Origin of the sequence: Micromonospora sp. CPCC 205558 (genome assembly GCF_036902955.1) — a bacterium.
Classification (GTDB): domain Bacteria; phylum Actinomycetota; class Actinomycetes; order Mycobacteriales; family Micromonosporaceae; genus Micromonospora.
Window position 1 is genome coordinate 17,510 of the sequence record NZ_JBAKHR010000015.1, and the last position, 24,633, is coordinate 42,142.

The window sequence follows — 24,633 nt, forward strand, 5'->3', positions numbered from 1 at the left end:
CGCTTCGGCACCGGTCGTCGTCGACCGGTGCCGAAGCGCCGGTCAGCGCTCGAAGCGACCGGCCCGAATCGCGCCGATGAACGCCGTCCACCCCGGCGGGCTGACCGCGAGCGTGGGACCGGCCTGATCCTTGGAGTCGCGGACCCCGACCAGACCGTGGACATCGACCAGGTTGTCCGCCACTTCCACGCAGAGCCCCTGGTCGTTCGAGCGGCTGCTGGTACGCCAGACCGCGCCTGCAAGATCGTGCATCGTCGTTACCTCCGTGTGCGTCGGGAAGCCCCACCGCTGCCGGCCGGTCGAAGCCGGGCTCGGATCGCGCGGTGCGGCAACGGAATCCGGACGATCAACGGGTCAACCAGGGCCGGTGATCGCACAGCCGGTGCGATCACGGGTCCCGTGCACGAGACGGATGGCGGGTGCCCGCTCAGCGGGCCGGACGAACCGTGCCGGAGACCTCACCGAGGGCGATGGTGGTGCCGTCCGGGCCGGGGGCGGTGGCCGTGATGGTCACCGTGTCTCCGTCGTTGAGGAAGGTGCGGCTCTCGTCGCCCACCTTGACCGGCTCGGCCCCTCCCCAGGTCAGTTCCAGGAAGGACCCGACCTGTCCCCGGTCCGGCCCGGAGACGGTGCCGGAGGCGTACAGGTCACCGGTACGCAGCGAAGCGCCGTTGACGGTGAGGTGCGCCAACTGTTGTGCGGGGGTCCAGTACATGGTGGCGAACGGCGGCTCGCTGACCAGGTCGCCGTTCCACTCGACCGCCAGACGGAGGTCCAGGCCCAGGTGCGGCACGTCCCGCAGGTAGTCGACGACTGGCGGGTCCTGCTCGGGGGCCGCCACGTTGGCCTCGACGAGAGCGTCCAGCGGCGTCACCCAGGCCGATACCGAGGTGGCGAAGGACTTGCCGAGGAACGGGCCGAGCGGCTGGTACTCCCAGGCCTGGATGTCCCGGGCCGACCAGTCGTTGACCAGCACCACCCCGAAGACGTGCTCGGCGAAGTCGTCCACGGAAACCCGATCACCCAACGCGCTGGGTACGCCCACCACGAAGCCGACCTCGGCTTCGATGTCGAGGCGTACCGATGGGCCGGTGACCGGGCCCTCGGCGGAGGCCCGCTGCCCGGTCGGCCGGGTTATCGGCGTGCCGGAGACGACCACCGTGCCGGCCCGGCCGTGGTAGCCGATCGGCAGGTGCTTCCAGTTGGGCAGCAGCGGTGGCTGGCCGGGACGGAAGATCTGCCCGACGTTCGCCGCGTGGTGTTCGGACGAGTAGAAGTCGACGTAGTCGGCCACCTCGATGGGGAGCAGCAGCTCGACGTCGTCGATGGGAACGAGCAGCGGCTCCACCGCGGCCCGGTTCGCCGGGTCGGTCAGCAGCTCGGTGATCCGCTGGCGTACCGCAGTCCACTGCGGACGCCCCAGCGCCATGAAGTCGTTGAGCACGGGCCGGCACAGCGTGCCTGCGGCCAGCACCAGTTCGGCGGCCTCCGCCGCGGCGAGGTCGAAGACCCACGACCCGATCCGTACGCCGATCCGCGACGGACCCCCGTTTCGCCGGAACACCCCGTACGGCAGGTTCGTCACCCCGTACGACGAACCGTCGGCGCCGGTCACCCAGGTCATGCTTCGTAGCCCCCGTTCACCAGCCCCAGCCGGATCAGATCGGTCAGTGGTTCCAGGATGCTGCACGAGCCGAAGCCCACCCACAGGGGTCGGGGCGCGTCCAGCCGGTCCGTCGTGCGCTCCACCAGCGGACGCGGGTCGACCACGGTCAGCAGCTCGGCGACCGAGCGCACCCCGTCACCGTCGGCGGCGGCCAGGGTGGCAGCCAGCACGTTGGCGTAGCCGTGGTGGGTGAAGCCGGTCTCCGGGTCCAGGTGTCGGATCGCCTGGTGCAGCCCGGCGGTGAGCTTGAACGGCAGGTCCCGGTCCCGACAGGCGCAGATCACCGCCGCCAGCTCGGTCGGGGTGGGGAAGAGTTCGGCGGCCAGGCCGCCGGTGCGGAACTTGGCGGCGATCGGCACCCCGTCGGCCCGCGCGGCGACGAGCGCGTCCAACGCGCCCATCAGCCCGAAGGTCAGCGGCAGCTCGGCGTAGACGGCCGCCACGCCTGGTAGCGCGTCGGTCAACCGCAGCAACTCGGCGATGCCGGGCTGCGGATCCTCACCCCGCTTGGCGACCGCCACCTCGACCTGGCGCGCGGCGACGCCGTCCGGGGCGAGCAACGACAGCGTGTGCGGCAGGTTCCCGATCCCGGTGTCACCGATCACGCCGACCACCAGGCCCTCGCCCGGGTCGACCAGACCACTCAGCGCACCGGCGGCCACGTTCGAGGCGGGGATCAGCAGCGGGCCGACCAGGTCGGCGTACCAGGCGGCGCGGTGCTGGCGGTGGGCGGCCAGGGCGTCGGGCAGCGCGGCGCTGCCCGGAGGGAAGACGGCGGCGTCGTCCACCAGGCCGTGGAGGAGTGCGGGCACCTGCGTTGACACGGAACAAGAATGTACGGGACGCTACGAGGAACGGACAACAGCGTCCGATTATCGGACGCGCTCGGCCGGTGGACGGGACTTATCGGGAGGCGAAATGCCGTATTACCGCAGCGTCGGCGAGGTGCCGCGCAAGCGCCACACCCAGTTCCGGCAGCCCGACGGCAGCCTCTACGCCGAGGAGCTGATGGGCCAGGAAGGCTTCTCCTCCGACTCGTCGCTGCTCTACCACCGGCACGCGCCTACCGCGATCCTGGCCGCCGACGAGTTCACCCCGCCCGCGTTCAACCGAGCGCCGAACCTGCCGCTCAAGCCCCGCCACCTGCGCACCCACAAACTGGACACCGGTGGTTGCGACCCCATCCTCGGCCGGCAGTACCTGCTCGCCAACGACGACGTACGGATCGGGTACGTCCTCGCCGACCAGCCCTCACCGCTGTTCCGCGACGCCACCGGCGACCACTGCCTCTACGTCGAGTCGGGCACCCTACGGGTCGAGTCCCCGTTCGGGGTGCTGGACGCGGTCTCCGGCGACTACATCGTCATCCCCACCTCGACCATCCACCGGCTGGTGCCCACCGGCGACCTGCCCGTCCGGCTGCTCGCCGTCGAGGCGTCCGGGCACATCGGCCCACCCAAGCGCTACCTCTCCGTACGCGGCCAGTTCCTGGAGCACTCGCCCTACTGCGAGCGGGACGTCCGCGGCCCCGACGCCCCGCTGCTCGTCGACGGCGAGGAGGTCGAGGTGCTGGTCCGGCACCGGTCCCGGGCCGCAGGCTCCGGTGGCAGCGGCACCGCATGGACGCGTCACACTTACGCCAACCACCCGTTCGACGTGGTCGGCTGGGACGGGCACCTCTACCCGTGGGCGTTCTCCATCCACGACTTCGAGCCGATCACCGGCCGCATCCACCAGCCCCCGCCGGTGCACCAGACCTTCCAGGGGCCCAACTTCGTCATCTGCTCATTCGTGCCCCGCAAGGTCGACTACCACCCGCAGTCGATCCCGGTGCCGTACAACCACCACAACGTCGACTCCGACGAGATGCTCTTCTACACCGGGGGCAACTACGAGGCGCGGCGCGGCTCCGGCATCGAGCAGGGTTCGATCTCGCTGCATCCGTCCGGCTTCACCCACGGCCCCCAGCCGGGTGCCGCCGAGCGGTCCATTGGCGCGGACTACTTCGACGAGCTGGCCGTCATGGTCGACACCTTCCGCCCGCTGGATCTGTGCGCCGCCGCCAGCGCCTGCGAGGACGAGGGGTACGCCTGGACGTGGGCGCGTTCTGTGTAGTCGGCCTTGGGGGGTTTCGCCGGAGCCCGACCCGCTCTGGGCGGTCAGGCTTGATCCCGACGCGGGTCGGGCTCCGGCGAAACCCTGACGTGGTCGAGCTACGCGACGCTTGTTGATCTTGTTGTCACGGGCGGATCGCGGTTCGGGTGAAGACTGCGAACTCGGCTACCGCGGTGACGGCGATGGCTAGCACCAGGGGCCACGGGGAGCCGACCACGGCGTACACCAGCAGCAGCAGCGGCGCGGCGGCCACGGCGTAGACGGCCAGGGCCATCGCTCGATCGGAGTGCAGCAGGGCGGGCAGGACGCTCCGGGTCAGCCCCGGCAGCCGGGCCCCGAGCTGCCAGACGACGATCCCGCCGGTGAGCGCGGCGAGCACCGCCAGGACGCGGGAGAACCCGCCGCTCGCCGACGCCGCAAACGCCACCACCACCGCCGCCACCAGTGACCAGCCCGCGCCGTAGAGCACCAGACGGTGCAGCCCGTACGCGAGGGTCCGTGGCGAGTCGATCCGGCTCGGGCTGACCGTCACCGCCTCGGCGACGTGTTCCAGCGCCTCCGACCAGCGGCGCTGCTCCAGCCGCATGACCCCCACGTCGTGGCCGGCCTCGGCGATCCGCGGGTCGAGCCGCAGCGCCTCCCGGTAGGCCCGCTCGGCCAGGTCGAAGAGGTCCAGCCGGGCGGCGACCAGGCTGAGCACCAGGTGTGCCTGCGGCTCCTGCGGGGCCAACTCGACGCCGCGCCAGGCCGCGTTCAGCGCCGGCTGACCGTTGCGCGCGCCGGCCAGGATCGCCGCCGCGCTCCGCTGGGCGTACGCGTCGGCCGGACCGAGGGCGAGGATCCGGTCGGCGGTGGCCGCCGCCTCGGTGTAGCGCTCCAGGTCGGCCAACGCCATGCCCCTGGCCACCAGCGGGGGCAGGGCCTCCGGTGCGGCGGTCACGGCCGTGTCGGCCGCCGTGAGCGCCTCGGCCGGGCGGTCGGCGGCCAGGTGCACCCGGGCCAGCATCGTGAGCGCTTCCACGTCATCGGGCTGAAGGGCCAACCCGTAGGCCAGCTCACCGGCCGCCTCGTCGTAGCGGCCGAGCTCGGCCAGGAGTTGGGCCCGCTGGACGTAGCCGTCGGCGGCGGACTGGTCGGGGGCGGGGTCGCTGGACATCGCGGCGAGCTTAGGCGGCCGGCGCGTCGTACACCAGGGCCACCGCGACCCCGGCCAACCCTTCCTCGCGGCCAGCGAAGCCGAGCCCGTCGGTGGTCGCTGCCGAGACGGTGACCGGGGCTCCGACCGCGGCGGAGAGGACCTCCTGCGCCTCCGCACGACGCCGGCCGATCTTGGGACGGTTGCCGATGACCTGCACGGACACGTTGCCGATCTCCAGGCCGGCGGCCCGCACCCGGCGGGCCGTCTCGGTCAGCAGCGCCACCCCGGACGCGCCGGCCCACTCCGGCTGGTCCACACCGAAGGCGGAACCGAGATCACCGAGACCGGCGGCGGAGAGCAGCGCGTTGCAGGCGGCGTGCGCGGCCACGTCGGCGTCCGAGTGCCCGGCGAGGCCGTCCTGGTCGGGCCAGAGCAGCCCGGCCACCCAACACGGTCGGCCCGGCTCGAACGCGTGCACGTCGGTGCCGATGGCCACCCGGGGAACGATCATGATCAGAGGGTACGCGTCATACCGGCGGCGAGCAGATGCTCCGCCAGAGCCAGGTCGAACGGTCTGGTGATTTTCAGTGCGTACTCCGAGCCGGGCACGCAGCTCACCGCGACGCCCTGCTTCTCGACCAGCCCGGCGTCGTCGGTCAGCGAGTCACCGGCAGCCGCGTGTGCGGCGCTGAGCACGGCCCGGCGGAAACCCTGCGGGGTCTGCACCGCGCGCAGGGCGGACCGGTCGACGGTGCCGAGCACCACCTCGTCGGCGTCGACTTCCTTGATCGTGTCGACGACCGGCAGGACTGGAATCACCGCGTCCAGCCCGCTCCGAACCGCCGCCGCGACGGATTCGACCAGCTCGGGCGGAGTGAGCGCCCGAGCGGCATCGTGCACCAGAACGATCGCCGGGCCGGCGGGCACCGCAGCCAGCGCGGCGGCCACCGACGCCTGCCGTTCCGCACCGCCGGGCACCACGATCACCGGTGCGACCGGGGCCAACAGCTCACGGACGCCCTGCACCTCGGCGGTCGGCGCGGCCACCACGATGGTGTGCACCGAGGGCGCTGCGGCGAGTCGACGCACGGCGTGCACCAACAGCGGCTCACCGGCGAGTAGCCGCAGCGCCTTGGGTCGGCCGGGGCCGAGCCGTACGCCGGCACCCGCCGCAGGCACAAGGACCGCGACGTCACCGCGCGGATTGAGCTGCGCGGTCACGTCGCGGTCCTCGGTGGTTTCTTCACTACGAAGTGGGTACGACGATGCTGTGCGGACTAGGCCTCGGTGAGGACCTTGTCGAGCAGCGTCTCCGCCTCATCCTTGGTGCTCTTCTCGGCCAGCGCGACCTCGCCGACGAGAATGTCACGGGCCTTGGCGAGCATCCGCTTCTCGCCCGCAGAGAGGCCCCGCTCCCGCTCCCGGCGCCACAGGTCACGCACGACCTCGGCGACCTTCAGCGGGTTGCCGGAGGCCAGCTTTTCCAGATTGGCCTTGTAACGCCGCGACCAGTTGGTCGGCTCCTCGGTGTGCGGAGCCCGCAGAACGTCGAAGACCTTACCGAGGCCCTCTTCGCCGACCACCTCGCGCACGCCCACGATCTCGGCGTTCTCGGCCGGCACCCGGACCGTCAGGTCACCCTGCGCGACCCTCAGGACGAGGTATTGCTTAGGCTCGCCCTTGATGACCCGAGTCTCGATTGCCTCGATGAGTGCGGCCCCGTGGTGGGGGTAAACAACGGTCTCGCCGACACTGAAAACCATAGGTTCGAAACCCCTTTCGCTGTGTCTAGGGTAACACGCTCAGGCACCGATGTCTCACCGATGTCCTGACCGTTGGCGCAGCTCAGGGGCCCTGTGAGAGGTCTTGCTTCAGCTTGACAGGCGGTCAAACCGATGGTTCGAACACGCTCCGTAACGCACAAATGACTGCCCGGTACGGGTGAACAGAACGTCGAGATCAAGGGCTATGCGCTCCTCCCATGGTAGCCCGGCCAGCCGGACCGCGCCCAGATGTAGCGCCAGGAGCCCCTGGTGCGCGACCCTGGAGACAGAGCCGCACTCCGCTCTCGAGACGCTTCCAGGAGGTCCGATGGGCAAGCCGGACGCAGAGGGTCACGGGCCAGCCGACGGCCTGCCCGGCCTGCCGCCCGAATGGGGCCGGGTGGTGGTCCCCGACGACGCGTCCGCGCTGGCGGCCGAGGCGGCCCAGGTCCACCGTGAGCTGCGTCGGGCCAGCGCCCTCCCCGGCGGTCACCGGGCGCTGGGGCTGCCACTGCTGGTCCTGCTGGTGGCGGTCCTCACCACCCTGGCCGGCCTGCTGGCGGTCACCTGGCCCCGGGCCAACCGCGGCACCGACCGCCCGACCCCGGCGCCCTACTCGCCACCGGCGATCCTGACCGGCCAGGCGCTGCCCGCCCTGGACCTGGTCGACGCGGAGGACGCGCCCGTGCCACTGCGCGGTCTGCTACCCGCCATGATCATTCTGTTGGATGGCTGCCCCTGCCCGGACCGGGTCGACGAGGCCCTGGCAGCCGCGCCCTCCGGCGTCTCCGTGGTCACCGTCACCGGACGGCGGACCGCTCCGGTCGGGCCGACCACCCAGCGGCAGGCGCACGTCCTGGCCGACCCAGCCGGAGGGCTGCGCTCGTTCCTGGGCCAACCCGCCCGCCCCGGCGCCGCGACCGCCCTGCTGGTCAACCGCGCCGGCCTGGTCACCCGGGTCCTGCCCGACCTGGGCACTGTCGAGTCCTACCAAAGCGACCTGAACGCCCTGGCCTCCTGACCGCCGGGCCCAGGGCCTGTCTCGGCCCGCGGCGGGCCCGGATCGACCGCCCCACGAAGCAGCCCTAGGGCAGCGCCACGAGCTGCGCCTGGATGTCGATGGGCCGGTCGACGGCCGACAGCGACACCGTGAACGGCCCGCCACCGGGCAGCACCACGGCACTGGCGATCGTGCCGTCGCAGTCGATGCGCGACGCGCCGACGATCTCGGCCCCGGTGCTCGTCACGACCATCGTGCCGGGCCGGGTGCACCGGTACTGGAGCAGGTAGCGGGCACCGTCGTTGCCGGCCCGCCGGGTCAGTCCCTGCCCAGGAGCGAGCTCCCGCTCCTCCCGCCAGATCGTCCCGTTGAACGGCGGCAGATCCCCCGAGGGGAAGAGCGCCTCGGGATCGCCCTCGATGTCGGTGATCGAGCCCGTCTCCGGGTCGATCACCGCCCACGGACGGCTCCGCACCCGGATGACCTCGCCGGTGTCGGGATCCACCCGCGCCGTGATCGGCTCATCGGGCGCCGCCCCCGCCACGACCCGTTCCAACGGGGTGCTGACGCTCTGCTCGGCGCTCGACACCGCCGTCGGAGAAGCAGCCGACCCGGTCGTCGACGCGGGCGCGGCAGCCTGCCACCACCAGCCCCCGACGGCCAGGACGGCCACCGCAGCACCGAACAGAACCGCCGAGCGCAGCCGGTCGTCCGCCGTCGCATCCACGTCATGAGCGTACCGGCCGGAGGTTCAGCCCTGTCGATCGAGCAGGGCGGCGTACAGGGTGAGGCCCGGACCGAAGGCCAACATGACGATGCGCCGAGCCGCCGGTGTAGCCCGGCCCAACCGGTCCAGGATCAGCAGTACCGTCGGCGACGAGCAGTTGCCGTGCTCGTCCAGCGTCGCCCGGGAAGCCGCCAAGCCCAGTGGGGGCAGCGCCAACTCCCGCTCCACCACGTTGAGGATCCGAGGCCCGCCCGGGTGCACCGCCCACCCGTCCACCTCGGAACTGTCGACGCCGTGCCGGGCCAACAGATCGTCGACCAGCCCACGGACATGCCTCGACAGCACCTGCGGCACCTTCGGCGACAACCCCATCCGGAACCCCGCGTCGGTGACGTCCCAGGTCATGTGATCGGCGGTCGAGGTGTCGGTGACGGCGGTGACCTCGCGCACCGCGTACCCCGGACCGCCCGGCACGACCACGGCGGCGACCGCGGCGTCCGAGAAGAGCGCGTGGGAGACGATCTGCTGGGTGTCCACCCGGGCGCTGGACGGTTGGATGTGCAGGCTGGTCAGCTCCGCGCAGAGCAGCAGCGCCGGACGCCCCCGGGCGGTGACGAAGTCACTCGCCGCGCCGAGCCCCGGCAACGCCGCGTAGCAACCCATGTGACCGATGAACATCCGCTGGGTGTCGGCGGCCATGCCCAGATCCCGGGCGAGCAGGATGTCCAACCCCGGGGTGGCGTACCCGGTGCAGGAACAGACGACGAACAACCCGATGTCGCCGGCGCTCAGCCCGGCCGCGGTCAACGCGCGGCCCACCGCCTCCTTGCCGAGCGGCAGCGCCTCCACCTGGTATCGGCGCATCCGGCGCTCGGTCGGCCAGTCCGAGACGTCCTCCAGCAGCGGGTTGACCGCTGCCTGCCGCCGGGTCACCCCCGAGTTGGCGAAGATTCGCTGGGCCAACGACCGGGTGGTGCCGGTGAAGTGACGGGAGAAGAAGCCCTCCCACAACTCGTCCTGCGAAGCGGACGGCGGCTGCGCTGTCCCGAGCCCCGCGATCACTGGTACGGACACGATCCCCACCTCTCGTCAGATGCTGTCCTCCCCCTGGCCGTCCCACCAGCCACCCTGGCTGGTCGTTCCTTCGTGCGGATCCGGTGCGGCGGGCTCACCAACGTGGTGCCGATCCGTCACGATCCGGGTCGCCACCGAGCGCGGCGATGCCGAGCCAGTCGGCGCAGACATCCGACGTGGCCGGGTGCAGTGAGCCGCAGCGGGCGTCGCGGTAGAGCCGCTCCAGTGGATGACCACGGCGGGTCGCCGAGGTGCCCGCCGCCTCCAACACCGACGCCGCGACCTCGGCGGCCGTGGTGCCGGCGAGCAGCTTCGCCCGCCACACCCAACGGTTGGTCTCCTCGTCACCGGGCGCCTCGTCCACCCGGCGGGCCGCCTCCGCGACCACCAGCTGCGCCGCGGCCGTCGCCGCGTCCGCCCGACCCAGACGGGCCCGTACCGCCGGCAGACCGGCCAGGTTGCGGGCGTTGAGGTGCTCGGCCGCCGCGTCGATGGCCGCGCGGGCCACCCCCACGTAGACGGCCGCGTAACTGGCCACCAGCCAGTGCGGCATCAGCTGGGCGACCACCAGCGCCAGCCCTTCCACCCCACCGAGCAGTCGGTCGGCGGGCACGCTGACGTCCAGGTGCAGGTCGTGGGAGGAGGTGGCACGCATGCCGAGCGAGTCCCAGGTCGGCTCCACGGTCAGCCCGTCACCGGCCGGAACCAGGAACTGTGACACCACCGACTGGTCGGCAGCGCTGCGCGCCGCCACCAGGTAGCCGTCCGCGTGCCCGGCACCGGAGCAGAAGGTCTTGCTGCCCTTGAGCTGCCAGCCCCCGTCGATCGGGGCGTACGAGGTGGTCATTTGGGACAGCCGCGCGCCCGCGCCTCGCTCGCTCATCGCCACCGCGTACCAGGAGCCCTGCGCCGCCGCGCTGAGCAGCCGGTCGCGGGCGGCCAGCGCCTCGTCCGGTACGCCCAGCGCCTCGGCCAACTCCTCGGTGACCGCGCCCAGCGCCCCGGTCACCGAGGCGTGCATGTTGAACACCAGGGCCGTCGCGCCATTGCCCCGGGCAAGCTCAGTGGCCACCGCGGCGTACTCGGCGAAGGTGGCGCCCAGACCGCCGAGCGCCCGGGGCACCATCAGCCCGAACAGGCCGGCCTCGCGCAGGTCGGCGAAGTCGTCCACAGGGAAGGAACCGTCCCGGTCGTGCTCGGCCGCCCGCGCGGCGAACCGTGGCGCCAACCGACGTGCTGCCTCAAGCGCGTGCACCGTCATCTCGTCCCCTCCTTGGCGTTCCATACCCCGCCACGGCCTGACTATCCTTTGCGGACCCCCCGGCCCTGGTAGAGCACGGCGGTCGACCGGGTCGGCACGATGCGCGGCGTGCCGCCGACGGGCACCGCACCGGGCGTTCCGGTCGCGCGGGCGCGGCGCAGCAGCCAGGCGAGCAGGCCGCCGACCTGCGGACGGATGCCCCGCAGCCGAAGGTCGACACCGTGCCGGGCGCACTCGGCCACCAGCGCCCGCGCGTCCACGAACAACCGAGGATCGTGGATGCCGCGCGGCACCGTCGGCAGCCGCTCGGCGAGCCGGACCGCGACGAGCCGGGCCAGCGCCGTGTCGTTCAGGGTGTCCAGCACCAGCACCCCGCCGGGGCGCAGCAGCCGACACGCCTCGGCCACCGCCCTCGGCCAGGCCGGCACGTGCTCCAGCAACTCGCCCGCGGAGACCACGTCGGCGCAGCCGTCGGGCAGCGGGACAGCTGTGGCATCACCCTGGACCACCCGTACCCCGTGCTCGGCCGCCTGGACGAGCGCCGAGCGGGTCAGATCCACCCCGACGTGGCGGTAGCCCTTGCCGGCCAGGTGCGGCGCGAGCAGGCCGGCACCGCAACCCAGGTCGACGAGCAATGCGCCCGGACGGGTGGCCGGCGGCACCAGCGCCGCACGGGCCTCCGCCAGCCAGTGCAGCATCGCGAAGGCCCCATCCGGCCGCCACCACTCACCGGCCAGATCGTCGTACTGACGCGGATCGTTTCGCGGCAGCACCCGAGGACCGGTGGGCCCCCCGGCCGCAGCCACGTCTCGCATGGAACCGAGCGTGGCACGACTGCTCGGTAACGACCAGACTTCCCTTATGTCGTCGAGGGTGTTAGGGCTGGTCAGAGCGAGCCATCCGGAACCGGCCGCGGCGGTGACCACGGTGGCCGGTCTGCTGGCCTGGGGAGTGGGCCACCGGCCGGCCGGAATCGTCTCGGTGGTGCTCGCCGTACTGGCCAGCCAGCTCGCGGTCGGCTGGACCAACGACGCGTTGGACGCCGAGCGGGACGCCACTGTGGGGCGTACCGACAAGCCGGTCGCCAGTGGCGCGGTCGGTCGGCGCGTCACGGCCGGGGCCGCCGCTGCGGCCGCGGTGGCCTGCCCCCTGCTGGCGCTGACCACGAACCCGACGGCGGCGTTCTGGCTGACGCTCGCCCTGGTCTCCGCCCTGCTCTACGACTGGCCGCTCAAGGCCACCGCGTTCTCGGTGCTGCCCTACGCCGTGTCCTTCGGCGCGCTGCCCGCCTTCGTGGTGCTGGCGCTGCCCGGTCAGCCGGCCCCGCCGGTCTGGCTGGTGGCGGCGGCGGCCTGCCTGGGCGCCGGCGCGCACTTCGCCAACGTGCTGCCCGACCTGGCCGACGACGCCCGCACCGGCGTGCGCGGCCTGCCCCACCGGCTGGGCGCCGCCGGCAGCCGGGTGGCCGCGGCGGGCCTCCTCCTCGCGGCGACCGCGGCCCTGGTCCTCGGACCACCCGGGCCACCGTCGCCGATCGGCTGGGCGGCGGTCGGCACGGCCGCCGTGGTGCCGCCGCTGAGCTGGTACGCCGAGCGCTCGGCGAGCCGGGCCGGCCGGCGGCCGGTGGCGGCCTTCCGGGCGGTGATGCTGGTGGCCCTCATCGACGTGGTTCTGCTGGTGGCGAGTGGTCGGGTGGTGTGAACGCCACCCGGGCAGGTGGCATTGCCGGGTCCGCGTGCGCGCCTCGATCAGCTCCAACTACCCTGGAGCGCGGTCTGCGCGGGTATGGCCACCGTGCCCGGCGTACGGCCCGGGTGGGGATTGTGACGAGGAGGACCGACGTGACGCGCTCGATCAGAGGATCCCGGCGGGCGGCCCTGTTGCTGTCCGGGATTGCGGCGGCCAGCCTGCTGGCCTCCGGATGCGGCGCCGGTCAGATCGCCGAGACCGCGTTGAAGGAGCCGTCGGTCCAGGGCGTCAACCTCACGACCGACAACGGCTCCTTCTCCGTGCGGGGCCTGCTCGTCGACTTCCCGGGCACCGAGGGTTACCGGGCCGGGCAGGACGCCGGGCTCGGCGCCGTGATCTACAACGACTCCAAGGAGACGGTGACGGTCACCGTCACCACGCAGAGCGCCCGCGAGGTGGTGATCAGCGGCGGCTCGGCGAGCCCGTCGCCGTCCGCCTCGGAGTCCGCCTCGATGAGCCCGTCGAGTTCGACCTCCGGTTCGCCGAGCCCGTCGGTGACGCCCTCCGAGACCGGTTCGTCGTCGGCCACACCGTCCGCCCCGGAGTCGGCGCGGGCGTCCGGTTCGGCCAGCCCTGCCGCCCCGGGCCAGCCGGCCCGGATCGAGCTGGCGCCGTTGAGCTACATCCAGTTCAACTCCGAGGCCACCTCCCAGCTCCGGCTGATCGGCCTGACCGAGGCGCTGCGCTCCGGTCAGAACGTCGTCGTGACCTTCGACTTCGGCAACGGCAACACGGTCACCGGCCAGGCGCCGGTCGCGGTGCCGCTCACTCCGGCGGCCCCGCCGTCGCCGATCATCGAGCGCGAGGGCGGCTACGAGGGCGACGAGGGCGGCACGACCCACGAGTGACCCCAGCTGCACATCGACAAACGCCCCGGCGTGGTGACCACCACGCCGGGGTGTTTTCGTCGTACGCGAGGGCTAGCGTCCTGATGTGACCACCTCCCGATCGACCCCTCCGCGTGGCGGCACGGCCGGTGCCGCCCGTGGTCGGTCCGCCGCCCGCGAGCCGCGTCCGGCCTACCAGTGCGACGCCTGCGGGCACCAGCCGCCCAAGTGGGTGGGGCGCTGCCCGGAGTGCGGCGAGTGGGGGGCGGTGGTCGAGAGCACGGTGACCGGCCCGACGGTCTCCGGTCGGGTGGTCAGCTCCCGGATGCCGGCCGAGCCGGCCCGGCCGATCGCCACCATCAGCGCTGCTCCGGCACGTGCCCGCGCCACCGGGGTGAGTGAGCTCGACCGGGTGCTCGGCGGCGGCCTGGTCCCCGGTGCCGTGGTGTTGCTCGCCGGCGAGCCCGGCGTGGGCAAGTCGACCCTTCTGCTTGATGTGGCGCAGCAGTGGGCGATCAACGCCGGCAGCCCTTCGCTGGTGGTCAGCGGCGAAGAATCGGTCAGTCAGGTGCGCCTGCGGGCCGAGCGGATGGGCACCCTGCACGAGCGGCTCTACCTCGCTGCGGAGAGCGACCTGGCCTCGGTGCTCGGGCACCTCGACGCGGTCAAGCCGGGCCTGTTGGTGCTCGACTCGGTGCAGACCATCTCGACCACCGGCACCGAGGGCGTGCCCGGCGGGGTGACCCAGGTCCGCGCTGTCACCGCCGCGCTGGTGTCGGTCGCCAAGGAGCGGGGCATCGCGACGGTGCTGGTCGGGCACGTCACCAAGGACGGCCAGGTGGCCGGGCCTCGGGTGCTGGAGCACCTCGTCGATGTGGTGCTGCACTTCGAGGGCGACAAGCACTCGTCGCTGCGCCTGGTGCGCGGCGTGAAGAACAGGTTCGGCGCGGCCGACGAGGTCGGCTGCTTCGAGATGCACGAGGGTGGCATCAGCAGCCTGGCCGACCCGTCCGGGCTCTTCCTGACCCGCTACGCGGAGCCGGTCCCGGGCACCTGCGTGACAGTGGCCATGGAGGGGCGGCGGGCCCTGGTCACCGAGGTGCAGGCGCTGATCGGCGCGACCGTGGCGGGCTCGCCGCGACGCACCGTCTCGGGCCTCGACTCGGCGCGACTGGCGATGGTGCTCGCGGTGCTGCAACGGCGCACCGAGCGGCTGACCCTGCACGACCGGGAGGTTTTCGCCGCCACCGTGGGCGGGATCCGGGTGGTGGAGCCGGCCGCCGACCTGGCGGTGGCCCTGGCGGTCGCCTCCGGCGGGCTCAACCTGGCGATCGCGCCGCACCTGGTCGCGATCGGTGAGGTGGGGTTGACCGGCGAGGTGCGCCGGGTCGGGGCGGTGCCACGCCGGCTGGCCGAGGCGGCCCGGCTGGGGTTCAAGGTGGCCCTGGTGCCGCCCGGCTGCGGCCCGGCCAGCACCGGCGCCGGGCCCGAGCAGATGCGGGTGACCGAGGTCACCGACGTCCGTTCGGCGCTGCACCATGCGGCCCGTGCGTCCGCCGAGTGACCCACCGTGCCGACGAGGGCGGCGAAACCGGACAGCGCGTCGTAAGCGGGAAACGTTGGAAAGGGCGGCATCGTGACACATCACAGTAACCACGACAGCACCCACCGCACGGCAGTCCGTAGACTGTGCCCGTGCCGATCGACCGCGATACCACCAAGCCAGCCGGCGCGCCGCCCCAGGCCCGCACCGGCGCCGTGGGCTCGCCCGCCCGCCCGATCAGCGTGAGCGTGACTGCGGGAGCCGCCGGGAGCGCCGGAGACCCGCTGCGGGCCAATCTCGCCCTGATGGCCCCGGGCACCGCCCTGCGCGACGGTTTGGAGCGCATCCTGCGCGGCCGCACGGGTGCGCTCATCGTGCTCGGCTACGACAAGGTGGTCGAGGGTCTGTGCACCGGCGGCTTCCCGCTGGACGTGGAGTTCTCCGCGACCCGGGTGCGGGAGCTGTGCAAGATGGACGGCGCGGTCGTCCTCTCCAGCGACGGGACCAGGATCGTCCGGGCGGCCGTGCACCTGATGCCCGACCCGTCCATCCCGACGGAAGAGTCCGGCACCCGGCACCGCACCGCCGAGCGGGTGGCCCGCCAGACCGGCTATCCGGTCATTTCGGTCAGCCAGTCGATGCGGATCATCAGCCTCTACGTCAACGGGCAACGGCACGTGCTCGATGACTCGGCGGCCATCCTCTCCCGCGCCAACCAGGCGCTCGCCACCCTGGAGCGCTACAAGCTCCGGCTGGACGAGGTCTCCGGCACGCTCTCCGCCCTGGAGATCGAGGATCTGGTCACCGTGCGGGATGCGGTGGCCGTGGTGCAGCGACTGGAGATGGTTCGCCGGATCGCCGACGAGATCGCCGGCTACGTGGTGGAGCTGGGCACCGACGGCCGTCTGCTCGCCCTGCAACTCGACGAGCTGATGGCCGGCGTGGACGCGGACCGCACTCTGGTCATCCGGGACTACCTCCCGGTCGGCCGCAAGTCCCGCACCCTCGACGAGGCTCTTGTCGAGCTGGACCTGCTCGGTGCCACCGAGCTGATCGACCTGGTGTCGGTGGCCAAGGCGATCGGCTACCCGGCCGCGTCCGACGCGCTCGACGCCGCGGTCAGTCCGCGCGGCTTCCGACTGCTGGCGAAGGTGCCCCGGCTCCCGGTGGCGGTGGTCGACCGCCTGGTGCTGCACTTCGGCAGCCTCCAGCGGCTGCTCGGCGCGACCGTGGAGGACCTGCAAGCCGTCGAGGGGGTCGGTGACGCCCGGGCCCGCGGCGTCCGTGAGGGGCTGTCCCGGCTCGCCGAGGCGTCCATCCTGGAACGCTACGTCTGACCCGGCTCAGCCGGTGACGGTCAGCTTCGTCGGGTCGCTGTGCTTCGTGCCGACCCGGGCGAACACCTGGTACGTCCCGATCGGTGCGAGCGGCCCGGCGGCCAGGGCACCGTCGCAGCGGCTGGTGTCCCGCCCGTTCCAGGGCACCCGGTAGGAGCGGACGAAGTCCGGCGTGAAGCTCTGCACATCCGAACCCTGGACCTTGGCGCAGGTGTCCGATGACCAGATCTTCTCGGCACCGGACTTGATGAAGATCTCCTGAAGGTCGGCGCCGACGTTGCGACTGCACGTCCGGTCCGACGTGTTCTTGATCTTCAGTTGCAGCTCGACCACCGCGCCGCGCTGCACCGAGGCCGGGCTCGCCGACGAGACCACGCTGATCTCCGCGTCGGTGCAGGTGCCGTCGTCTTCCGAACCGGCCGCCGCACCCAGTGGCGGTGTGTTGCTGGTGATCGCCGGGGTCGGATTCGCCGCACCCGGATCAGCGGACGCAGGAGGTGACTGCTCTCCGGTCTGCGGTGTCAGCACCGGCCCGCCGGAATCAGACGTCGCCGAGGGTGAGCCGCCCGCCGTCGGATCCTGACCGCCGGAACGACCCGAACCGGTGCAGGAGTAGAGCAGGACAATCAGGAACAGAAACCCCGCTCCGAGTACGACGGCGCGACGCCGCCAGTACACGGCGGGTGGCAGGGGGCCGACCGTCAGACGCATGATGCCCTCCACCGTAGCCGCGCCGTACCCGGCAGTGCGGCGCGACGCGCCGGAACCGATTCGAAGGGCACGCCCGACCATCCATCAAGGACAGACGGCTCACCGATCACAGGTAGACCTTGCGCTGATAGATCGCATGCGCACCCGCCACCCGGTCCAGGAAGAGTAGCCCCGCACAGTGGTCGATCTCGTGCTGCAACGCCCGAGCCTCGAAGCCGTCGGTCACCAACCGGACCGGCTCGCCGCTGCCCGGCAGGTCACCCTCCACCACCAGCCGGCTGGCCCGCTTCACGTCCCCGGTCAGGTCCGGCACCGACATGCAGCCCTCCCGACCCGGCTTCCACCGGGTCGCCTCGACCACGCGCGCGTTGCACAGCACGAAGGTGCCGTGCACAGTCACCGCCTTCGGGTGCCCGGTCACGTCGACGGCGAAGACCCGAGCGCCCACCCCGACCTGCGGCGCGGCCAGCCCGACGCAGCCCGGCGAAACCTTCATCGTGGCCACCAGGTCGGCCGCCAACCGGATCGTCTCCTCCGCCGTGGGATCGACCTCGTCCGCCGCCCGGCTCAACACCGGATGCGGGGCGGACACCACCTTCCGCACCACACCCGGCACCGCCAGCGAATCCGGCGTCCAACCACCCAGACCGGCGTACGCCTCGACGTCCGGACCGCGCTCCTCGCCCGTCACAGCAGATCCGGGTCCGCCGGGCGGAGGGTGACCTCCACGCCCAGCTCGGCAGCCGTCCGGTGCAGCCGGTCGACAAGCGTGTCCGCCACACCGGCCGGCAGCTCGACCTCCGCCAGGACCACGTACAGCTCACCGGTCAACCGGGTACTGAGGTCGGTGACATTCCCCCCGGCATCCACCAGCACCCGCGTCATCGCCGCGACGATCCCCATCCGGTCCGAACCGTGCACCGCCATCACGTACGGCTCACCCGCCGGAGGCACATCGCCGTCCGGGGTGACCGCGCGTACCGTCGCCAGCAGCTGGCCCTCGGCGGCCAACGACGCCAGTGCGGCCTCGACCTCGACGGCGGCCGGCCCGGTGCAGATGAGGGTCATCGCGAAATGCCCCCGCAGCCGCGTCATCGTGCTGTCGGTGAGGTTCGCGCCCAACCGGGCCAGCACCTCCGCGACGTCGGCCACGATGCCCGGCCGGTCCCGACCGATGACGGTGATCGCGAGCTCGTTCATCCGGGCATTCTCCCCCGTCCGCCGAACGACGACGTGGCACCCCGCCCGAGCCGCCCACCCAACGGGAACGCCGGGCGTGACATCATCGACGACGCCATGACTCAACCCGACTTCGCCACCCTGGTCAGCCGGTGGTTCCAGCAGCACGCCCGGGACCTGCCGTGGCGTGAGCCCGGCGTCACCCCGTGGGCCATCCTGGTCAGCGAGGTCATGCTCCAGCAGACACCCGTCGTCCGGGTGGTGCCGGCCTGGCAGGCCTGGTTGGCCCGCTGGCCGGAGCCGGCCGCGTTGGCGGCGGACACTCCCGCCGAGGCGATCCGGATGTGGGGACGCCTCGGCTACCCCCGTCGGGCGGTCCGGCTGCGCGAATGCGCTGTCGCGATCGTCGACCGGCACGGCGGCCAGGTGCCGGACCGGCTGGAGCAACTGCTGGCGCTGCCCGGCGTCGGTACCTACACCGCGCGGGCGGTGGCCGCTTTCGCGTACGGGCAGCGGCACCCGGTTGTCGACACCAACGTACGCCGGGTCGTGTGCCGGGCGGTGGCCGGCGAACCGGACGCCGGGCCCGTCACCCGACCAGCCGACCTGGTCGCCACCGAAGAACTCCTCCCGACGGAACCAGCCGCGGCAGCGCTGGCCAGTGCCGCTTTCATGGAACTGGGCGCGGTGATCTGCACAGCCCGGTCACCGCGCTGCACGGCCTGCCCCGTCGAGTCGGTCTGCGCCTGGCGGGCGTCCGGCCAGGAGGCACCCGTGGGGCCGACCCGCCGACCCCAGCGGTACGCGGGCACCGACCGACAGGTACGCGGTCTGCTGCTCGGAGTGCTCCGGGACAGCACCGGGCCGGTCCCGCACCAGCGGCTGGACCAGGTCTGGACCGACGACGTGCAGCGCGCCCGGGCCCTCGCCGGCCTGGTGCAGGACGGGCTGGTCGAACCCGCCGGCACCGACTCGTTCCGCCTGGTTGGTGACGGCCCGTCCCTCCCAACCGCCGACCTCACCGCCTGACCCGCCCACCCCGCACGCCCCGCACGCCCGGCCCAACCCCGCACGCCCGGCCCACCCCGCACGCCCGGCCCACGCCGGACGCCCTAACGCGGCGCGCGAAGGCCGACAATCTTGCGCCTTCCACCTCAAGATCGTGCTCGATCCTGGATGTAGGGGTGTCGGGCAAGCCGGATGCCACTACATCCAGGATGTTGCGCGATCTTGTGAGAGCGCCCGCATGCGGGCGGGGGCGGCGGGCAGGTGCGACGCAGAGACTGGCCGGGAGGGCACGAGCCCGGGCGGCGGCGGGGTGACCTGAGGGGGCACAACAAGGCGGGGCCCCGGCGGCTTGCGCCACCGGGGCCCCGCCCCTTGCTGGTTGTGCTACTCGTCCACGCCTGCGGCGGCGGTGCCAGCGGCAGTGCCACCGAGATCGGCCGGGACGGCGTCCGGAACCTCGACCGGCTTGTCCGAGCCCCGGAAGACGAGCTTGGACTTGTCGATGTCGTCCGGGTCGCCTTCGCAGTCGACCACGACGATCTGACCCGGGGTCAGCTCGTTGAACAGGATCCGCTCGGACAGGTTGTCCTCGATGTCGCGCTGGATCGTGCGACGCAGCGGACGGGCACCGAGCACCGGGTCGAAGCCCTTCGCAGCCAGGTACTTCTTGGCGTTGTCGGTCAGCTCCAGACCCATGTCCTTGTTGCGCAGCTGGCCCTCGATCCGCTGGATCATGATGTCCACGATCGAGAGGATCTCGGTCTGGCGCAGCTGGTGGAAGACGATGGTGTCGTCGATCCGGTTGAGGAACTCAGGCCGGAAGTGCTGCTTGAGCTCATCGTTGACCTTCTGCTTCATCCGGTCGTAGTTGGACTCGGAGTCCTCCGACTGCTGGAAGCCCAGCGACACCGCCTTGGCGACGTCACGGGTGCCCAGGTTGGTGGTCAGGATGATGACCGTGTTCTTGAAGTCCACGATCCGACCCTGACCGTCGGTGAGCCGACCGTCTTCGAGGATCTGCAGGAGCGTGTTGAACACGTCCGGGTGGGCCTTCTCGATCTCGTCGAAGAGGACCACCGAGAACGGCCGACGCCGCACCTTCTCGGTCAGCTGCCCACCCTCGTCGTAACCGACGTAGCCGGGAGGGGCACCCACGAGCCGGGAGACCGTGTAACGGTCGTGGAACTCGGACATGTCCAGCTGGATGAGGGCATCCTCGCTGCCGAAGAGGAACTCGGCGAGCGCCTTGGACAGCTCGGTCTTACCGACACCGGACGGGCCGGCGAAGATGAACGAGCCCGACGGGCGCTTCGGGTCCTTCAGGCCGGCCCGGGTACGCCGGATCGCCTTCGAGACCGCCTTGACCGCGTCCTCCTGGCCGATGACGCGCTTGTGCAGCTCGTCCTCCATGCGCAGCAGGCGCGAGGTCTCCTCCTCGGTCAGCTTGTAGACCGGGATGCCGGTCCAGTTGCCGAGCACCTCGGCGATCTGCTCGTCGTCAACCTCGCTGACGACGTCCAGGTCACCGGCCTTCCACTCCTTCTCCCGCTGCGCCTTCTGGCCGAGGAGCTGCTTCTCCTTGTCGCGCAGCTGGGCGGCGCGCTCGAAGTCCTGCGCGTCGATCGCGGACTCCTTGTCGCGACGCACCTGGGCGATGCGCTCGTCGAAGTCACGCAGGTCTGGCGGCGCGGTCATCCGACGGATCCGCATCCGGGCACCGGCCTCGTCGATCAGGTCGATCGCCTTGTCCGGGAGGAAGCGGTCGGAGATGTACCTGTCGGCCAGCGTCGCGGCGGCCACGAGAGCCGCGTCGGTGATGCTCACCCGGTGGTGCGCCTCGTACCGGTCACGCAGGCCCTTGAGGATCTCGATGGTGTGCGCCAGCGACGGCTCACCCACCTGGATCGGCTGGAACCGGCGCTCGAGAGCGGCGTCCTTCTCCAGGTGCTTGCGGTATTCGTCAAGCGTGGTGGCACCGATGGTCTGCAGCTCACCACGGGCCAGCATCGGCTTGAGGATGCTCGCGGCGTCGATCGCGCCCTCGGCGGCACCCGCACCCACCAGGGTGTGGATCTCGTCGATGAACAGGATGATGTCGCCGCGGGTGCGGATCTCCTTGAGGACCTTCTTGAGGCGCTCCTCGAAGTCACCGCGGTAGCGGGAACCGGCGACGAGCGCACCGAGGTCGAGCGTGTAGAGCTGCTTGTCCTTGAGGGTCTCGGGCACCTCGCCCTTGATGATCTTCTGGGACAGCCCCTCCACCACGGCGGTCTTACCGACGCCGGGCTCACCGATCAGGACCGGGTTGTTCTTGGTACGGCGGGAGAGCACCTGCATGACCCGCTCGATTTCCTTCTCGCGCCCGATGACCGGGTCGAGCTTGCCCTCGCGGGCGGCCTGGGTCAGGTTGCGGCCGAACTGGTCCAGCACCAGGCTGGTCGACGGCGCGGCCTCACCCGGCGCGGCGCCCGCCGCGGCAGGCTCCTTGCCCTGGTAACCGGAGAGCAGCTGGATCACCTGCTGGCGGACCCGGTTGAGGTCGGCGCCGAGCTTGACCAGCACCTGGGCGGCGACGCCCTCGCCCTCACGGATCAGCCCGAGCAGGATGTGCTCCGTGCCGATGTAGTTGTGGCCGAGCTGCAGCGCCTCGCGCAGCGACAGCTCCAGCACCTTCTTCGCCCGCGGCGTGAACGGGATGTGCCCGCTCGGCGCCTGCTGGCCCTGGCCGATGATCTCCTCGACCTGCTGGCGGACGCCCTCCAGGGAGATGCCGAGGCTCTCCAGGGCCTTTGCCGCGACGCCTTCACCTTCGTGGATCAGGCCCAGCAGGATGTGTTCCGTACCGATGTAGTTGTGGTTGAGCATCCGGGCCTCTTCTTGGGCCAGGACGACAACCCGTCGCGCTCGGTCGGTGAACCGCTCGAACATGCCCTCGTGCTCCTCACGTGCCGTGCGCCTTGATGGTCAAGATCTTGGCGGGGCCGGTGCGCGAACGTCCAGGACGGGCGTCCGTGCCTCCTTACTCTATCGTCGCTGACCGACTCAGCTGAGGTCGTGTGTCTCTGCTCTGGGTCGGTTCCACGTCGTTTTGAACAACCGTCCGCGCTCAGGAGGTGTTCCGGTAGCCCTGTCGCTACGCGCAGAGCGAAATCCGACTGGCGCTACGGAAGCCCGATCCGGGGTCCGGAAGCGCTCCCGGAGGCTCCGGACGGACGAACCGGCGGTCGCGACGGACGCCGCGCCCAACCCTGGGGAGGTTGTCCACAGGCTGTGGATAGCTGTTCCACTGGTTGTGGATAACGCCGGTCGGCCCGGATTGCTTCCCGGCCCCGAACAGACCCGACGACGCCGCCCCGAAAGCGGCGACGCGGCCCCAAAGCGGCGACGCGGGCCCAAAGCGGATACGCGGGCCCTCAGCGGATACGGCGACGCCGGCCCGGAGAACTCCTCCGGCCCGGCGTCGGTGTCGCCTTGCGGTGGCGGCTGGCCACCAAGCTGCTGACGGATCAGCGCTTCGCGTGGAACTCGTCCACGATCTCCTGCGGGATACGACCCCGGTCCGAGATGTCCTTGCCGGCCTTCTTGGCCCACTCCCGGATCGCCTTGTTCTGTTCCCGATCGGCTGTCGCGCCACCCCGACCGCGGGCAGCCCGCCCACCGATCACGACGCCGCCCCGGCCGACCTTGGTGCCGGCACCAACGTACGCGGCAAATGCATCGCGCAATTTCGCGGCGTTGGAGCTCGACAGGTCGATCTCGTACTGAACGCCGTCGAGGGCGAACTTGACGGTCTCGTCCGCGTCCCCGCCGTCCAGGTCATCGACCAGCTTGTGAATGATCTGCTTGGCCACGTCCCACATTCCTTTCGAGCAGGGCGCTCCTGCTAACTAGAGCACAATAACCCCCACGCCGCTCGTCACGTCAATAGGACCCCGTTACAGTCTGCGGGTGAGCCCGGGCGGGACTACTCCTGGCGGACCAACGGGAAGAGGATCGTTTCCCGAATTCCGAGCCCGGTCAGGGCCATCAACAGCCGGTCGATTCCCATTCCCATACCGCCGGCCGGCGGCATTCCATACTCCATCGCCCGAAGAAAGTCCTCATCGAGACGCATCGCCTCGTCGTCGCCACGGGCGGCCAACTGCGCCTGGGCGACCAGCCGTTCCCGCTGCACGACCGGGTCGACCAGCTCGGAGTACGCGGTGCCCAGCTCGAAGCCGAGCACGTAGAGGTCCCACTTCTCGGCCAGCCCCGGCTCGCTGCGGTGCGCCCGGGTGAGCGGGCTCGTCTCCTCCGGATAGTCCCGGACGAAGGTGGGCGCCTGGAGGCCGGGAACGACCAGTTCCTCGAACAACTCCTCGGCCAGCTTCCCCGGGCCCCACTTCGGGTCCACGGCCAATCCCACCTTGTCCGCGTACTCCACCAGGCGGGAGCGTTCGGTGCGAACCGTGACCTCCTCGCCCAGCGCTTCGGAAAGCACACCGAACAACGTCACCGACCGCCACTCGCCGCCCAGGTCGAACTCCCGCCCGTCGGCGTGGGTCACCACCGGCGAGCCGCTCACCGCGATCGCCGCCTGTTGCACGAGATTGCGGGTCAACTCGGCCATCGTGTCGTAGTCGCCGTACGCCTGGTAGGTCTCCAGCATCGCGAACTCCGGCGAGTGCGAAGAGTCGACACCCTCATTACGGAAGTTGCGGTTGATCTCGAAGACGCGGTCGACGCCGCCGACCACAGCGCGCTTGAGAAACAGTTCCGGAGCGATTCGCAGATACAGATCGGTGTTCAACGCATTGCTGTGGGTCACGAACGGTCGGGCGGCCGCTCCTCCATGCAGCAGTTGCAACATCGGCGTTTCCACCTCGATGAAGCCCTGCCCGTGCAGTGAATCGCGCAGACTGCGTACCGCGGCGGCACGGGTGCGCACCATCTCCCGCGCCTGCGGCCGGACAATCAGATCGACGTAACGCTGCCGGACGCGCGCCTCCTCGGAGAGTGGCTTGTGAGCCACCGGCAACGGCCGCAGCGCCTTGGCGGTCATCTCCCACTGCTGAGCCAACACCGACAACTCACCCCGGCGGCTGGTGATCACCTCACCAGTGACGCCGACGTGGTCGCCGAGGTCGACGAGACGCTTCCACGCCTCCAGCCGCTCCGGCCCGACCCGGTCCAGGGAGAGCATCGCCTGCAACTCGGTGCCGTCGCCGTCCCGCAGGGTCGCGAAGCAGAGCTTGCCGGTGTTGCGTACGAAGATCACCCGGCCGGTGACCGCTACCTGGTCGCCGGTCGCGGTGTCGGTCGGCAGGTCGGCGTAGCTCGCCCGGACCTGCGCCAGGGTGGTGGTGCGGGGGAAGCCGACCGGGTAGGGCTCGACGCCCTCGGCGAGCATCCGGTCCCGCTTCTCCCGGCGGACCTTCATCTGCTCGGGAAGGTCGTCGGCGGGGTCCACTGGCACGGGGTTCTGCTCGCTCACGGCACGCTTCCTCGTCACGGAGATACAGGGGTCAGGCCCGAGCGTACTCAAGCGGTCCGGAA

24 protein-coding genes are annotated in these 24,633 nt (G+C 71.4%); 7 read left to right on the forward strand and 17 right to left on the reverse strand.

The window, feature by feature from the left end; all coding sequences use genetic code 11:
• Positions 1 to 42 precede the first annotated feature (42 nt).
• The 3 genes from V6U86_RS18085 to V6U86_RS18095 form a co-directional block, all read right to left on the reverse strand.
• Positions 43 to 252: a DUF397 domain-containing protein gene (locus tag V6U86_RS18085; protein WP_030327888.1), complete on the reverse strand. Its 210-nt coding sequence runs from the start codon at positions 250 to 252 to the stop codon at positions 43 to 45.
• Positions 253 to 427: 175 nt separating this feature from the next.
• Complete coding sequence (gene fahA, locus V6U86_RS18090) at positions 428 to 1,624, reverse strand: fumarylacetoacetase (protein ID WP_334504856.1); 1,197 nt, start codon at positions 1,622 to 1,624, stop codon at positions 428 to 430.
• On the reverse strand, positions 1,621 to 2,490 hold the full coding sequence (locus V6U86_RS18095; protein WP_334504858.1) for a hypothetical protein: 870 nt from the start codon (positions 2,488 to 2,490) through the stop codon (positions 1,621 to 1,623). Before V6U86_RS18095 ends, fahA begins: the two co-directional genes overlap by 4 nt.
• Positions 2,491 to 2,584: 94 nt before the next feature.
• On the opposite strand from V6U86_RS18095, the gene V6U86_RS18100 reads away from it, so the two are divergent.
• On the forward strand, positions 2,585 to 3,781 hold the full coding sequence (locus V6U86_RS18100; RefSeq protein WP_334504860.1) for a homogentisate 1,2-dioxygenase: 1,197 nt from the start codon (positions 2,585 to 2,587) through the stop codon (positions 3,779 to 3,781).
• Between the two features lie 124 nt (positions 3,782 to 3,905).
• On the opposite strand, the gene V6U86_RS18105 is transcribed toward V6U86_RS18100, so the two are convergent.
• From V6U86_RS18105 to V6U86_RS18120, 4 genes are read right to left on the reverse strand one after another with little or no spacing between them, the layout of a single operon-like run.
• Entirely contained in the window at positions 3,906 to 4,937 is a 1,032-nt protein-coding gene (locus V6U86_RS18105; RefSeq protein ID WP_334504861.1) for a tetratricopeptide repeat protein, read from the reverse strand.
• 10 nt (positions 4,938 to 4,947) lie between these two features.
• Positions 4,948 to 5,433 carry a 2-C-methyl-D-erythritol 2,4-cyclodiphosphate synthase gene (ispF, locus tag V6U86_RS18110; RefSeq protein WP_334505118.1) on the reverse strand — a complete coding sequence of 162 codons (486 nt, stop codon included), beginning with the start codon at positions 5,431 to 5,433 and terminating at the stop codon, positions 4,948 to 4,950.
• Positions 5,433 to 6,140 (reverse strand): 2-C-methyl-D-erythritol 4-phosphate cytidylyltransferase, encoded by a 708-nt coding sequence (gene ispD, locus V6U86_RS18115; protein WP_334504863.1) that lies wholly within the window; start codon positions 6,138 to 6,140, stop codon positions 5,433 to 5,435. The genes ispF and ispD overlap by 1 nt, the downstream gene beginning before the upstream one ends.
• 56 nt (positions 6,141 to 6,196) lie before the next feature.
• Positions 6,197 to 6,682: a CarD family transcriptional regulator gene (locus V6U86_RS18120; protein WP_007073334.1), complete on the reverse strand. Its 486-nt coding sequence runs from the start codon at positions 6,680 to 6,682 to the stop codon at positions 6,197 to 6,199.
• A gap of 328 nt (positions 6,683 to 7,010) precedes the next feature.
• Here V6U86_RS18120 and V6U86_RS18125 point away from each other — a divergent pair, with 328 nt between their 5' ends.
• Positions 7,011 to 7,703: a hypothetical protein gene (locus V6U86_RS18125; protein WP_334504865.1), complete on the forward strand. Its 693-nt coding sequence runs from the start codon at positions 7,011 to 7,013 to the stop codon at positions 7,701 to 7,703.
• 64 nt (positions 7,704 to 7,767) lie between these two features.
• Here V6U86_RS18125 and V6U86_RS18130 read toward each other — a convergent pair whose 3' ends face one another.
• From V6U86_RS18130 to V6U86_RS18145, 4 genes are all read right to left on the reverse strand, one after another.
• Positions 7,768 to 8,409: a hypothetical protein gene (locus V6U86_RS18130; protein ID WP_334504867.1), complete on the reverse strand. Its 642-nt coding sequence runs from the start codon at positions 8,407 to 8,409 to the stop codon at positions 7,768 to 7,770.
• A 24-nt stretch (positions 8,410 to 8,433) separates the two neighbouring features.
• Positions 8,434 to 9,483, reverse strand: a complete 1,050-nt coding sequence (locus tag V6U86_RS18135) for a type III polyketide synthase (RefSeq protein WP_334504870.1) — start codon at positions 9,481 to 9,483, stop codon at positions 8,434 to 8,436.
• A 94-nt stretch (positions 9,484 to 9,577) separates the two neighbouring features.
• Complete coding sequence (locus V6U86_RS18140; protein WP_334504872.1) at positions 9,578 to 10,744, reverse strand: acyl-CoA dehydrogenase family protein; 1,167 nt, start codon at positions 10,742 to 10,744, stop codon at positions 9,578 to 9,580.
• Between the two features lie 41 nt (positions 10,745 to 10,785).
• Entirely contained in the window at positions 10,786 to 11,559 is a 774-nt protein-coding gene (locus tag V6U86_RS18145) for a class I SAM-dependent methyltransferase (protein ID WP_334504874.1), read from the reverse strand.
• A 46-nt stretch (positions 11,560 to 11,605) separates the two neighbouring features.
• Here V6U86_RS18145 and V6U86_RS18150 point away from each other — a divergent pair, with 46 nt between their 5' ends.
• From V6U86_RS18150 to disA, 4 genes are all read left to right on the forward strand, one after another.
• Positions 11,606 to 12,445, forward strand: coding sequence for a UbiA family prenyltransferase (locus V6U86_RS18150; RefSeq protein ID WP_334504876.1), 840 nt, complete (start codon positions 11,606 to 11,608; stop codon positions 12,443 to 12,445).
• 140 nt (positions 12,446 to 12,585) lie between these two features.
• Positions 12,586 to 13,341: a hypothetical protein gene (locus V6U86_RS18155; RefSeq protein ID WP_334504879.1), complete on the forward strand. Its 756-nt coding sequence runs from the start codon at positions 12,586 to 12,588 to the stop codon at positions 13,339 to 13,341.
• A gap of 85 nt (positions 13,342 to 13,426) precedes the next feature.
• The gene (gene radA, locus V6U86_RS18160) at positions 13,427 to 14,884 is read left to right on the forward strand and encodes a DNA repair protein RadA (RefSeq protein WP_334504882.1); all 1,458 of its coding nucleotides are present in this window, start codon (positions 13,427 to 13,429) and stop codon (positions 14,882 to 14,884) included.
• A 131-nt stretch (positions 14,885 to 15,015) separates the two neighbouring features.
• Positions 15,016 to 16,200, forward strand: coding sequence for a DNA integrity scanning diadenylate cyclase DisA (gene disA / locus V6U86_RS18165; protein WP_030327921.1), 1,185 nt, complete (start codon positions 15,016 to 15,018; stop codon positions 16,198 to 16,200).
• Between the two features lie 6 nt (positions 16,201 to 16,206).
• Here the strand turns inward: disA and V6U86_RS18170 are convergent, their stop codons facing one another.
• The 3 genes from V6U86_RS18170 to V6U86_RS18180 form a co-directional block, all read right to left on the reverse strand.
• Entirely contained in the window at positions 16,207 to 16,911 is a 705-nt protein-coding gene (locus V6U86_RS18170; RefSeq protein ID WP_334504889.1) for a hypothetical protein, read from the reverse strand.
• 106 nt (positions 16,912 to 17,017) lie between these two features.
• Positions 17,018 to 17,602 (reverse strand): peptide deformylase, encoded by a 585-nt coding sequence (locus V6U86_RS18175; protein WP_334504891.1) that lies wholly within the window; start codon positions 17,600 to 17,602, stop codon positions 17,018 to 17,020.
• Positions 17,599 to 18,111 (reverse strand): glycine cleavage system protein R, encoded by a 513-nt coding sequence (locus V6U86_RS18180; RefSeq protein WP_334504894.1) that lies wholly within the window; start codon positions 18,109 to 18,111, stop codon positions 17,599 to 17,601. The genes V6U86_RS18175 and V6U86_RS18180 overlap by 4 nt, the downstream gene beginning before the upstream one ends.
• 96 nt (positions 18,112 to 18,207) lie before the next feature.
• On the opposite strand from V6U86_RS18180, the gene V6U86_RS18185 reads away from it, so the two are divergent.
• Entirely contained in the window at positions 18,208 to 19,119 is a 912-nt protein-coding gene (locus V6U86_RS18185) for an A/G-specific adenine glycosylase (protein WP_334504896.1), read from the forward strand.
• A 363-nt stretch (positions 19,120 to 19,482) separates the two neighbouring features.
• On the opposite strand, the gene V6U86_RS18190 is transcribed toward V6U86_RS18185, so the two are convergent.
• The 3 genes from V6U86_RS18190 to lysS form a co-directional block, all read right to left on the reverse strand.
• On the reverse strand, positions 19,483 to 22,026 hold the full coding sequence (locus tag V6U86_RS18190) for an ATP-dependent Clp protease ATP-binding subunit (protein WP_030327930.1): 2,544 nt from the start codon (positions 22,024 to 22,026) through the stop codon (positions 19,483 to 19,485).
• A gap of 578 nt (positions 22,027 to 22,604) precedes the next feature.
• Positions 22,605 to 22,949 carry a histone-like nucleoid-structuring protein Lsr2 gene (locus V6U86_RS18195; protein WP_334504900.1) on the reverse strand — a complete coding sequence of 115 codons (345 nt, stop codon included), beginning with the start codon at positions 22,947 to 22,949 and terminating at the stop codon, positions 22,605 to 22,607.
• 113 nt (positions 22,950 to 23,062) lie between these two features.
• Complete coding sequence (lysS, locus tag V6U86_RS18200) at positions 23,063 to 24,571, reverse strand: lysine--tRNA ligase (protein ID WP_334504902.1); 1,509 nt, start codon at positions 24,569 to 24,571, stop codon at positions 23,063 to 23,065.
• Positions 24,572 to 24,633 lie beyond the last annotated feature (62 nt).

Coding starts and splice junctions, on each gene's coding strand:
- V6U86_RS18085 (WP_030327888.1), bottom strand. CDS start 252: ATGCACGATCTTGCAGGCGCGGTCTGGCGTACCAGCAGCCGCTCGAAC.
- fahA (WP_334504856.1), bottom strand. CDS start 1,624: ATGACCTGGGTGACCGGCGCCGACGGTTCGTCGTACGGGGTGACGAAC.
- V6U86_RS18100 (WP_334504860.1), top strand. CDS start 2,585: ATGCCGTATTACCGCAGCGTCGGCGAGGTGCCGCGCAAGCGCCACACC.
- V6U86_RS18105 (WP_334504861.1), bottom strand. CDS start 4,937: ATGTCCAGCGACCCCGCCCCCGACCAGTCCGCCGCCGACGGCTACGTC.
- V6U86_RS18120 (WP_007073334.1), bottom strand. CDS start 6,682: ATGGTTTTCAGTGTCGGCGAGACCGTTGTTTACCCCCACCACGGGGCC.
- V6U86_RS18125 (WP_334504865.1), top strand. CDS start 7,011: ATGGGCAAGCCGGACGCAGAGGGTCACGGGCCAGCCGACGGCCTGCCC.
- V6U86_RS18140 (WP_334504872.1), bottom strand. CDS start 10,744: ATGACGGTGCACGCGCTTGAGGCAGCACGTCGGTTGGCGCCACGGTTC.
- V6U86_RS18145 (WP_334504874.1), bottom strand. CDS start 11,559: ATGCGAGACGTGGCTGCGGCCGGGGGGCCCACCGGTCCTCGGGTGCTG.
- V6U86_RS18150 (WP_334504876.1), top strand. CDS start 11,606: ATGTCGTCGAGGGTGTTAGGGCTGGTCAGAGCGAGCCATCCGGAACCG.
- V6U86_RS18170 (WP_334504889.1), bottom strand. CDS start 16,911: ATGCGTCTGACGGTCGGCCCCCTGCCACCCGCCGTGTACTGGCGGCGT.
- V6U86_RS18180 (WP_334504894.1), bottom strand. CDS start 18,111: ATGAACGAGCTCGCGATCACCGTCATCGGTCGGGACCGGCCGGGCATC.
- V6U86_RS18185 (WP_334504896.1), top strand. CDS start 18,208: ATGACTCAACCCGACTTCGCCACCCTGGTCAGCCGGTGGTTCCAGCAG.
- V6U86_RS18190 (WP_030327930.1), bottom strand. CDS start 22,026: ATGTTCGAGCGGTTCACCGACCGAGCGCGACGGGTTGTCGTCCTGGCC.